Source organism: Carboxylicivirga litoralis (assembly GCF_025499605.1).
Lineage (GTDB): Bacteria > Bacteroidota > Bacteroidia > Bacteroidales > Marinilabiliaceae > Carboxylicivirga > Carboxylicivirga litoralis.
The window spans coordinates 144,328-155,931 of sequence record NZ_JAFMVC010000004.1 but is presented as its reverse complement, the minus strand read 5'-3'; the positions used below and the strand labels follow the sequence as shown (position 1 = coordinate 155,931).

Annotated in this window: 11 protein-coding genes; 4 read left to right on the top strand and 7 right to left on the bottom strand. The window is 39.3% G+C overall.

What is annotated here, in order from left to right; all coding sequences use genetic code 11:
* The first annotated feature begins 12 nt into the window (after positions 1-12).
* Positions 13-903 carry a DUF3078 domain-containing protein gene (locus J1N10_RS05855; RefSeq protein WP_262325748.1) on the top strand — a complete coding sequence of 297 codons (891 nt, stop codon included), beginning with the start codon at positions 13-15 and terminating at the stop codon, positions 901-903.
* Between the two features lie 51 nt (positions 904-954).
* On the opposite strand, the gene J1N10_RS05850 is transcribed toward J1N10_RS05855, so the two are convergent.
* Entirely contained in the window at positions 955-1,164 is a 210-nt protein-coding gene (locus J1N10_RS05850; RefSeq protein WP_262325747.1) for a DUF3820 family protein, read from the bottom strand.
* A gap of 313 nt (positions 1,165-1,477) precedes the next feature.
* On the opposite strand from J1N10_RS05850, the gene J1N10_RS05845 reads away from it, so the two are divergent.
* Positions 1,478-2,971 carry a sulfatase family protein gene (locus J1N10_RS05845; RefSeq protein WP_262325746.1) on the top strand — a complete coding sequence of 498 codons (1,494 nt, stop codon included), beginning with the start codon at positions 1,478-1,480 and terminating at the stop codon, positions 2,969-2,971.
* Positions 2,972-3,084: 113 nt separating this feature from the next.
* Here the strand turns inward: J1N10_RS05845 and J1N10_RS05840 are convergent, their stop codons facing one another.
* From J1N10_RS05840 to J1N10_RS05830, 3 genes are all read right to left on the bottom strand, one after another.
* On the bottom strand, positions 3,085-4,797 hold the full coding sequence (locus J1N10_RS05840; RefSeq protein WP_262325745.1) for an acyl-CoA dehydrogenase family protein: 1,713 nt from the start codon (positions 4,795-4,797) through the stop codon (positions 3,085-3,087).
* Between the two features lie 166 nt (positions 4,798-4,963).
* Positions 4,964-5,983, bottom strand: coding sequence for an electron transfer flavoprotein subunit alpha/FixB family protein (locus tag J1N10_RS05835; RefSeq protein ID WP_262325744.1), 1,020 nt, complete (start codon positions 5,981-5,983; stop codon positions 4,964-4,966).
* 75 nt (positions 5,984-6,058) lie between these two features.
* The gene (locus J1N10_RS05830) at positions 6,059-6,931 is read right to left on the bottom strand and encodes an electron transfer flavoprotein subunit beta/FixA family protein (protein ID WP_262325743.1); all 873 of its coding nucleotides are present in this window, start codon (positions 6,929-6,931) and stop codon (positions 6,059-6,061) included.
* Positions 6,932-7,293: 362 nt separating this feature from the next.
* On the opposite strand from J1N10_RS05830, the gene J1N10_RS05825 reads away from it, so the two are divergent.
* On the top strand, positions 7,294-7,728 hold the full coding sequence (locus J1N10_RS05825; protein ID WP_262325742.1) for a methionine-R-sulfoxide reductase: 435 nt from the start codon (positions 7,294-7,296) through the stop codon (positions 7,726-7,728).
* A gap of 94 nt (positions 7,729-7,822) precedes the next feature.
* Here J1N10_RS05825 and J1N10_RS05820 read toward each other — a convergent pair whose 3' ends face one another.
* A complete protein-coding gene (locus J1N10_RS05820) occupies positions 7,823-9,253 on the bottom strand; it encodes a M28 family metallopeptidase (protein ID WP_262325741.1) in 1,431 nt (476 codons plus the stop codon).
* Between the two features lie 159 nt (positions 9,254-9,412).
* Positions 9,413-9,877 (bottom strand): hypothetical protein, encoded by a 465-nt coding sequence (locus tag J1N10_RS05815; protein WP_262325740.1) that lies wholly within the window; start codon positions 9,875-9,877, stop codon positions 9,413-9,415.
* 195 nt (positions 9,878-10,072) lie between these two features.
* On the opposite strand from J1N10_RS05815, the gene J1N10_RS05810 reads away from it, so the two are divergent.
* On the top strand, positions 10,073-10,780 hold the full coding sequence (locus tag J1N10_RS05810) for a (Fe-S)-binding protein (RefSeq protein ID WP_262325739.1): 708 nt from the start codon (positions 10,073-10,075) through the stop codon (positions 10,778-10,780).
* Between the two features lie 5 nt (positions 10,781-10,785).
* Here the strand turns inward: J1N10_RS05810 and J1N10_RS05805 are convergent, their stop codons facing one another.
* On the bottom strand, positions 10,786-11,547 hold the full coding sequence (locus J1N10_RS05805) for a Rossmann-like and DUF2520 domain-containing protein (protein WP_262325738.1): 762 nt from the start codon (positions 11,545-11,547) through the stop codon (positions 10,786-10,788).
* Between the last annotated feature and the right edge of the window lie 57 nt (positions 11,548-11,604).

The window sequence follows — 11,604 nt, the reverse complement described above, 5'->3', positions numbered from 1 at the left end:
TGAAACCTTATTATGAAGAAAATTTTAAGTGTCTGTCTTATTTTAATGGCGATAGCGGCCAATGCACAAACAGCAGACAACGATACCATTAAACATTGGAAAATTGGCGGAACTCCGTCATTCACTTTTAACCAGGTATCTTTAACTAACTGGGCTGCCGGTGGTAAAAACTCTGTAGCTGGTACATTTTTACTAAATATGTATTTTAACTATAGTAAAGACCGAATCAACTGGGACAATACCCTGGATACGGGTTATGGTTTAACCAAGCAGGGAAGCGATAACATGGTGAAGACTGAGGATAAGCTGTATTTCACTTCGAAACTGGGTTACCAGGTCGATGGCAGTAAATGGTTTTTTACCGGATTGCTTGACTTTAAAACCCAGTATGATGTAGGTTATAACGATCCTCCGGAAAATACTGTAAAATTATCAGAGTTTATGTCGCCGGGTTACCTCAACCTGTCATTGGGTTTTGATTATAAACCCAACGATAATTTCTCTTTGTATCTATCTCCTTTAACCAACAAAAACACTATTGTACTAGATGATTCTTTATCAACAGCGGGTGCTTTTGGTGTGGATGAAGGCGATAAAATCCGTCAGGAATTTGGTGCCTCGGTTAAGCTGACAGCCAAGAAAGCCAATATCATTAAAAATGTAGATGTTAATACCCGTTTAGATTTATTCTCCAACCTTGGAAATAAACCTCAAAATGTAGATGTAGACTGGGAACTGGCTTTTAACATGAAAGTAAATGATTATCTAAGTGCCGTGGCTTCATTTAACCTCATTTACGATGATGACATTAAATATGTTGATGAAGATCAGGTCGAACACGGCCCACGCACGCAGTTTAAACAACTCTTCGGCTTTGGAATAAGTTATAAGTTCGGACAATAGAACTTTTTACTAATCGGATATTATGCCCTGATCTCATTTTGTTCAGGGCTTTTATTTGCGCAAAGGTTTTAGCAAATACTCCAGTCCATTTAATTTTATCTCATACAAGGTGTGCAACAGCATGCCTAGTTTCCCATCCGGGAAGCCTTTGCTATGATACCAAACCAGATAAGGCTCAGGCAAATCACAAAGAATTCGACCCTTATACTTACCATAGGGCATGCGCATTGTTGTGAGTAATTGTAGTAATTCAGGATTCATCACTTATTTTATTTGAAGCCGAAAATACAAATATATTTTAAGCCTCTGCTCACCTGTCCAAATAGTTTTCCATTAATCGAAAGCAGCAATGAAAATAGCATTACATCCAGTGAAAAATTTAGCGAACTATAATTCAATGCAAATGAATAATCAATCCCTTTAACCAACCCGGAAAGGTAACTTGCCAACCCAGAACACCTCTTACACTTCGTCACATTCAGATTGTTTTAACAAATTCCCTCATTATAATACATCCGTCACCCAATTAAAAACACACTTTAGCATACTTTTACTTCATTAAAAAACTAATGAGATGAACTTTAAAGTATTACAATTTTTAATTCTTACTGTGTTGTTAACCAGTTGCCAAAATAAAGAACCGGAACAACTCCCAAATATCGTTTATATCCTGGCTGATGACATGGGCTATGGCGACATTAAAGGCTTAAATCCCGACAGTAAAATACCAACCCCCCACCTCGACCGCCTGATAAATGAAGGAATGAGGTTTAGTGATGCCCATAGTAACTCAGCTTTGTGCACGCCTACGCGCTATGGCACATTAACAGGACGCTATTGCTTTCGCAGCCGGCTGAAAAGTGGTGTTCTGGTTGGGCATGAGCCTGGCTTGATAGAAGATAGCATATCAACTGTGGCGCACCTATTAAAACAAGCCAACTACCAAACGGCCTGCGTAGGCAAATGGCATCTTGGTCTTAACTGGTCAAAAAAAGACGTGACGCAACCGTTGTTTCATGGCGGTAATCTATGGGATATTCAGCACACAGATAATGTTGATTACATGGCTCCTGTCAGTGGAGGCCCTTGTGATGTAGGTTTCGATTATTCCTTTATTATTCCTGCCTCATTGGATATTGCACCTTACGTGTACCTCGAAAACGATATAGCAACAGCTCCAGTGACGCAAGAAACGCCATTCTTCAAAGACAACAAAGCACGCGGCATATGGTACCGTCGTGGTGATGTTGCCGACGATTTTGACCATACCACCGTATTACAAACCATCACTCGTAAAGCCATCAATTTTATTGAATCGGCAGATAAAGAACAACCATTCTTCCTTTATTTTCCCCTCACCTCACCACATACACCATGGTTTCCTTCTAAAGAGTTCCAGGGGAAGTCTGAGGCCGGTGTTTATGGCGATTTTGTGGCTATGACAGATGATGTGGTGGGACAAATAATGCATAGCTTGAAAGACCAAGGCCTAATGGATAATACCATTGTTATTTTCACATCCGATAACGGCTCTCAATGGATTCCATCAGATATTGAAACATTCAATCACCTGGCCAACGGCCCATTTAGAGGAATGAAATCAGATATATGGGAAGGCGGCCACCATATTCCTTTCATTATTAGATGGCCTGAACACATTGCTCCCAATTGTCAAAGTAATGAGTTAATCTGCTCAACTGATTTGCTGGCCACTTGTGCTGAATTAACTGGCCAATCTGTTCCCGCATCTGCACAAGACAGCTATTCTTTTTTATCCATTCTAACAGGAGATAAAACAAAGCTGGACAAAGACCGGATAATGATTCATCATTCGGCAAACGGCACTTTTGCAATCCGAAAGAGCAAATGGAAGCTAATTGATGCCAAGGGTTCTGGCGGCTGGTCATTGCCAGAAAACAAATGCGATAAAGATGCACTGCCGCAGCAACTCTATAATATGGAAGAAGATATTGAGGAACAAAACAACCTTTACACTCAATACCCGGAAATAGTGAAGGAGTTAAATGCTTTACTTTGGGAGTATAAGGAGGGAAATGAGGTAAGGTAAATTTCATACTCCATCACCACTATCACTGTAAAAGCAAAACCATAGGTAATAATGATATTAAAAGCGGCTGTTTCCATTGGAAACAGCCGCTTTTTTTGTATATCTAATCGCTATTAAGCGTCTGCTAAATCAGGCTTATAGAATCCTAAATCATCGATAGACGAGTTAAAGATAAAACCAGCTTTGGCATGGTTATCTGCTTTACCACGTGCGATGAAAATCTCTGCCGATGTTTTGAACTTGTCGTTACGTTGTGTATCGTGTAACAATAAGTAACCCATTACAATGTTACCAGCCATTTCCACCATACGGCGTGCCTGGTAGTCAACATACTCAAGGTCTTTAACACCAACAACAGCTTTAACAACACGCTCGTACTCATCCGTCATGCCAATTAATGTACGACGTAAGGCGTGTAACTCAGGTTTTAATTCCATCATTTCGAACTCACGAATGCGATCAAGGTATCCTCCTGTTGTTACACCGCGAATAGCCGCCACTACCTGTAACTGGGTTGTTCCTTCGTAGATAGAGGTAATACGAGCATCACGATAAATACGTTCAACTGGATAATCCTTCATAAATCCTGAACCACCGTGAATCTGTACTGCATCGTAAGCCAACTGGTTACTGTACTCCGAAGTCATACCCTTCAACAGTGGCGTGAAGAAATCAGCCAATTTCTGGTAACGCTTCATCTCTTTGCGCTCTTCCGGCTCTAACTTACGCTCTTCCGAAATGTGCATGTATGTTTTGTAGATATCAACGTAGCGCGATGTTTCGTATAATAAAGTACGACCAGCGTCTAACTTCGCCTTCATAGTGGCCAACATTTCGTATACTGCTGGGAACTGAATAATAGGCTTACCAAACTGCTCACGCTCCTTAGCATATTCTAATGCCTCGCGATAAGCAGCCTCGCAGACTCCAACCGACTGTGCACCAATACCTAAACGGGCACCGTTCATCAAGGCCATCACATACTTGATTAATCCCATTTTGCGGTTACCAACCAACTCGGCAGGTGCATCTTTGAACACCAACTCACATGTAGGCGAACCCTTGATACCCATTTTGTTCTCTAAACGACGAACGATAACTGATTTGTGGTTGCGGTCGTAAATAAACATTGATAAACCGCGACCATCGTTAGTACCTTCTTCAGAACGAGCCAATACTAAAGCAATGTGTCCGTCACCGTTGGTAATAAAACGCTTCACACCGTTTAATACCCATTTACCATCTTTCAGTTCAGCTTTTAACTGAACGGCCTGAAGGTCAGAACCGGCATCCGGCTCAGTTAAATCCATAGCCATTGTTTCGCCGTGCGACACACGCGTTAAGAAACGCTCTTTCTGGTCGTCATCTGCGAATTCGTTGATTGTTTCAGCACAATCCTGCAATCCCCATATGTTCACAAATCCAGCATCGGCACGCGATACAATATCAGCAGCCATAATGTAAGGTACGATTGGGAAGTTCAAACCATCGTATTGACGAGGCAATGTGATTCCCATCAAACCAGCTTTTACCAAAGCATCAAGGTTTTCCTGAGTTCCTTTGGCATAAACCACTTCGTTATTTACAATCTTCGGACCTTCCTGGTCTACACTTTCAGCATTAGGCGCAACAACATCACCACAAATCTCCCCTACAATCTCCAATACTTTATCATAGCTGTCCATGGCATCTTCAAAGTCCATGGGCGCATAATCGAATTTATCTTTATCAGCAAAATTGCGCTCTTTTAAAGCTACAATCTTCTTCATCAACGGATGTTCCAGGTGGAATTTCAAATCCGGGTTGTCTGTGAAAAAATTTGCCATTTTGTTTTTTATTTTGAGTTCCGAAACATCGGAATTCTGATCCAACAATAATTTAATTTTTAATGATTAATTGTTAATGGTTAAATATTAATGATTAATTGTCAATGATTAGAGATTAATTAATCATTATACATTCATCATTAATAATTTAATTATACATTAATCATTACTTCGTGTTCTGCTTATAGAACTTAATTAATTTAGGCACCACTTCGCCAATGTCTCCAGTGATAACATAATCAGCAATTTTATTGATGGGTGCATTCGGATCATTGTTAATGGCAATGATCATAGACGACTCTTCCATACCAGCGGTGTGCTGAATCTGACCAGAGATACCACATGCGATGTACAACTTAGGACGAACAGTCACACCTGTCTGACCAATCTGACGCTCATGCGCAGCATAACCGGCATCAACAGCAGCACGCGAAGCACCTACTTCACCACCCAGCACATGTGCCAACTCCTCTAACTGAGCGAAGTTCTCTTTTGAACCTACACCATAACCACCGGCAACGATGATAGACGAGTTTTTAATGTTCACCTTCGATTTTTCCATGTGGCGCTCAATTACCTTCACCACTAAATCTTCAGGTTTTAGAATCTTCTCTACCTCAATATTGTTAACTTTTCCTTTGTAGTTAGCATCGTAGATTTCTTTTTTCATCACACCCTCACGCACTGTTGCCATCTGTGGACGACAATCAGGGTTGATGATGGTTGCTACAATGTTACCACCAAAAGCAGGACGAATCTGGTACAATAAATTTTCGTATGTCTTACCAGCTTTCTTGTCTTCGTGTGGACCAATCTCCAATGATGTACAATCAGCTGTTAAACCACTCACTAAAGCTGATGATACACGCGGGCCAAGGTCACGACCAAAAGTCGAAGCACCTAACAAAGCAACCTGTGGCTTCTCCTTTTCAAATAAGTCAACAATAACACTTGTATGTGGCAATGTTGTATAAGGATCCAAACGCTCGTCGTCGCCAATGTGAACCACATCAGCACCGTATGGATACAATTCTTTTTCAACTCCTTTTAAGTTGTGGCCTAACACTAAAGCCTCCAACTTACAATTTAATTGATTGGCAAGAGAACGACCTTTCGTCATTAATTCTAACGACACATCGGCTACTTTTCCCTCATCTATTTCGCAAATAACAAATACGTTGTTCATTTTTTCGATTTTTTACCGGCAAACCGGTTGGTGAAACAAAAGCTATTAGCTAATAGCTATTAGCCATCAGCTTTATTAACCAATAGTGTGATTAGCAATTAATTCTTTCATTAACTCGTCAATCTCTTCGTCGGCTGGCGTTAGGCGCTTAGCCTCTTTAGCCTGAAACACAACGTTTTCGATTTTCTTAACCTTAGTTGGCGAACCCGATAAACCTAACCAATTGGTATCTGTCTCAATATCATTAACACTCCACTCTTCAATGTTAAGATAAGGACGATCGGCTGTTAGGTCGATATAGTCTTCTGTTTCTGCCTGACGCTCTGTAATAGTCTGAGCATGCTTGTATTTCATCAGTAACTTAGCGTTACGTGGACGACAATCAGGTGCACTGGCGTTAACCGTTATCACGCCAGGTAAAGGCATTTCAACCGTTTCAACACCGCGCTCTAAACGACGCTTTATAACAATTTTCTTTTTATCAGCTGAAAGCACTTCTTCAGCATAAGTTACCTGTGGCAACCCTAACTTCTCGGCCACCTGAGGTCCCACCTGTGCGGTATCACCATCGATAGCCTGACGACCAGCGATGATTAAATCACATTTTTCCATCTTCTTAATGGCACATGAGATAGCATAAGAAGTGGCTAGTGTATCAGAACCGGCAAAAGCACGATCTGTTAATAAATAACCATTATCAGCTCCTCTATATAAACCTTCGCGAATGATATCGGCTGCACGCCCCGGTCCCATCGTTAAAATAGTTACTTCTGTACCCGGGTACTTATCTTTCAATCTCAAAGCTTGCTCCAAGGCATTTAAATCCTCTGGATTGAAGATAGCCGGCAATGCCGCACGATTCACTGTCCCATCAGCTTTCATGGCATCTTTGCCTACATTTCGGGTATCAGGTACTTGCTTCGCAAGAACTACAATTTTTAATCCCATTGCTTCAATTTTTGGTAAAGAATTATTATCGGATGACAAATATATAAAATCGGTTCAATTAACAAAGTCATTTACACTGTACTGAATTACTGCCAATTACAAACATTTGTTCAACACACAAATAGTAAGTCCTTTAATTAATTAACGGCCACAAAAAACACTTATTTTTCACATTTACTGTGCATTATAAGCTCTATCACATCGAATTCGACCGAAAACCAAGCTACTAATCAAGTATGAACAAATATCACTCAGAATTGCTCTATTTAAAATGAGTTTAAGTAAGCAAGGTTAAGTAAATTTGACAATTGCTCAACTTAATGCCATTTTATCAAATAAGTCAATGTAAAATATGCGAAGTTATGAGAAAACTTATAACATTATTCATCGTAATTATTAGCAATAACATCATGGCTCAAGACACAAGCAAAATCATACTCAACCCTTTAACAGAGGAAGAAAAACGTGTGATTATAAATAAGGGCACCGAATACCCTTTTACGGGCGAGTATAATAAACATAAAGAAAAAGGCACATATGTATGTAAGCAATGCGATGCCCCGCTTTACAAGTCGGATGATAAGTTTGCTTCCAACTGTGGCTGGCCCAGTTTTGATGATGAAATTGAGGGTGCTGTTAAACGTGTCCCTGACATTGATGGTCGCAGGACAGAGATAGTTTGTGCCCGTTGCAATGGGCATCTTGGGCATGTGTTCATTGGTGAAGGTTTTACCAATAAAAACACTCGCCACTGTGTTAATTCTATTTCACTAAAATTTGTGCCTGAAAAAAAGTAAGCTTGATATTTAAATACAAAAGCCACGATACTAACAACGAATTTCCTCCTTGATAGCATCGTGGCTTGCTGTTTCTTTAATTTATTACACCTGCTCAGAACTCCATTAAATATCCGCTCATCATATTGATGTATTCAGTAAGCTTCTTATAATTAATTTTATCAGGCGTATCATTATGTGTATGATAATCTTTATGCAAACCAGTGTAGAAAACTGAAGTATCCGTGTCTGGTCTGAAACTCGCCTGGTCGGAGGGATAGCCCATTAACAAAAGCATTAGCTCCATATCGTAGCGACGTATCTTTAGCGACTTTGAATTCTCGCGGCAATATTTATCAAACCCCTTTGTAAACGCCTTACCAAAATCTCCTTGTGCTTTAGCAAAAACGATATTATCACAGCGTTTACGGTCTCGTTTATTGCGACCAATCATATCCATATTAATTACCAACTCTACATCCTGCTCAAGGGTTTTAGCAAAATATCGTGATCCATACAGTCCTTTTTCCTCAGCATCAAACAGGCAGAAGTAAATGGTTTGTTCCGGCTGAAAATTGGCTTTTTTCAAACTCTTTGCCACTTCAACAACCGCCGCTGTTCCTGAAGCATTATCATCAGCTCCCGGAAAATAATCTGTTGCAGCCACTCCCTTTGTTCGCCTCGAATAGAGAGAATCTACGTGGTCGTAGTGAGCGCAAAATACGATGGCTGGTTTATCGGCTTTCGTCCCCTCTATCTTAGCAATTACATTGCGATAGTTCTTTACTACAAATGAATCTGGTTTTTCAGAAAAATCGAATCTTTTGTCTTGGGCAGCACTGCTTTGTTTTAAATCGGCAAACCTTTTCTCATTAGCCACTAATATATTCAGGTGCTCAACCTCTTTCAGATAATCATCGCAAGCCTCCTTATTAAGGGCAAAATGCAGATAATTGGTCAAAACAAATACTTCATAGGCATCATCTGCTTTTTTAAGACTCTCCAGGCTGATACGAAAACCTTTTTGTCGTTTCTTATCAGGCATTAACAGCATGTATCCATTATCGCCCCCATTTAAATTATAATGCGTTTTTATCTTCTGAATACCTTTATCAAACGATTCGGTATAAAACACGATAAATGAAGTTGAGTCTGCTCCTATAGCATCACTTTGTTCTTCCGGTCTAATAAACCTTATCGAGGCCTTCTCGGTGTAATGACACATTTTATTCAGGTGTGTTACGCCAATAGTATCGTTTCCCAGCACTAAAGTTGATGCACTACCAATTTTTCGACTCCGTGTAAAATCCTGATAATAGGCACATGAATCTGAAAAAAAGGATAATCCAACAGAACTAAATTCATTAGCTATATATTCAGCAGCCAAACGCCCTTCTTCGGTTCCGGCTATGCGCCCATTTAACGCTTCGGACGACAGGTAATAAACATGGTCTTTTGTGGTTTGTTCTGTTACTTGCGAGTAGGCTAATGTTGAATTCAGAAGAAATGTTGAAATAATCGCAAATGCGATCTGAATGATTCTCATAAAATATCGAGTTAAATTAGGTTATGTACTAATATGCGAAAATAACAAGTTCGCAAAATATTAAACAATAAAAACCCTTATTTATTATTCAATAAAACAAAAAATCCCTCCCGACATTGCCGAGAGGGATCAATAATAACCTAAAACAAATTTATCTTCTTAAGCTCTCCTTCTTAATTCGCAACACACGTTTTGTGCATTGTAGTTGCTACACAGCTCGTGCATGGGGCAGTATTGTGGCAGGTAATCACACATTTCAATATCCACCATTTGATTCTCAACCGGAAAAACCTGGTGATTTAAAGCATGTCGTAAATGTCCATACTTAATTCTGGCCGTTACACAGTCTTCAAAAATAGGGTTTAAACCATAAGCATTGAATACATTCTCAAATTCCACAACAATCACTTCGGCTTCTGCATCAGTTAAATAATCTACATTTGGAAAGAAAAACTTCTCCATTCCAATCAAATCGGTCACTTTAATTCCCTCATGCTCTTCATCATTGTACAAATCATAGTCTTGCATCTCAGGAACTTTAAAAAATAACGATAGATTTTGAGTTGATTTTGACCTGATTTCTTGCAAGTCTTCTATCAATTGTTCAATGTATCTTTTCATCATTCCTATTTTTTCACCCTACGCTGTACAACGAAAAATTTCGTATACAGTTACAAAAGGTGCGGTTTAATATTTGATTAATTTCCAGATGCTTAAATCATTTATTATGCCAAAGTGTCGTTTTTACATTTAATTGCCATTTGTTAACATCCATTAAGTGAGTATTTTTACCTTTAAATTCTAATAAAATAACTTTGAATGATTGTTGATTTATTTGTGCCATGTTTCATCGATCAGTTATATCCTGATACTGCCTGGAATTCGATTAAATTATTGGAAAAAGCAGGATGTAAGGTCAACTATAACCCTAAACAAACTTGTTGTGGGCAACCTCTTTTTAATAGCGGAGATATATCTCATTCTAAAAAATTAGCACAGAAGTTTATCAACGACTTTCCTCACGACCGGCCAATCGTAACACCATCCGCATCATGTGCTGGCTACATCAGAAAACACTATAGCCAACTGGTTGATAGTAAAAAGGCGGAACGGCTTAAACAAAACACATTTGAATTAACCGATTTCCTGGTTAATCAAATTGGCATTACCGACTTTGGGGCTGCCTTTCCGCATAAAATAACTTACCACGATGCCTGCTCAGCGCTGCGTGAATATGGACTAAAAGAGGAACCGCGTCAGTTGTTAAGAAATGTTAGTGGTTTAGAGCTTGTTGAAATGCCTAAAAGAGATGACTGTTGTGGTTTTGGTGGAACTTTTATGCTAAAATACGCACCCATTTCAACAGCTATGACTGAGCAGAAAGTTGAAAATGCGTTATCCACAGGAGCCGAATTTATCGTATCTACCGAAGCATCGTGCCTAATGAATATTCAAAGCTATATCAACGAACAAAAGCTGCCTATAAAAACGATACACATTGCAGATATATTGGCAAACAATCTGTAAACATTTTACTTAACTCGTCCAATAATATTATTGGTCAACATATTGTAGACGTCATGTAACTCTGCATCGGCCTTAAGTGTTTCTAAATGTTTTTCAATTACCTGGTAGTCCTTTCGCGCTGCAGGCCCTGTTTGGGCTTTAACTGGTGAAGCCTTTTGAACTTTCGTGGCCGTTTCTAAAATCAATGGATGTAACAATTCAAATGACAAATTACTTTTCTTAAGCACGTCATCTGCCAAATGATACATGTAATTAACAAAGTTGCAGGCATAAACAGCTGCAATATGCAAGTCCCGCCTCTGTTCCGAACCGGCCTTCATCACTTTATTACTTAACTGCTTCCCAGTGTTTAAAAGGGTCGTCGTATTACTTTCTGAATTACTTTCAACTAATACAGGAATAGCAGAAAAATCGACCTCTGTTTCCTTTGTAAATGTTTGAAAAGGATAAAAAACCCCATGGTTTTTAAAACGGGATAATACAGTCATCGAAACACTGCCTGCCGTATGCACTACAATACCATTAACATCTGGCATATGACTAACTAGTTCTGATATTACATCATCTTTAACAGATATGAAATATAGATCGGCTCCGGTGTCTATTTGTTGAACAGCACACACAGGTTCTGCCTCTACCACATCAGCAAGTACTTTTGCATTATCAACATTTCTGCTATAAATCTGTCTTATTGAATGCTTCGCTGCATACAATGCCTTTGCCAAATGTGTAGCTACGTTTCCCGAACCAATTATCACTATATCCATAACGAATGCTTTTATGCGAAGATAAAATCTTAGTGGCAAAATAACCTGATGGGGCGT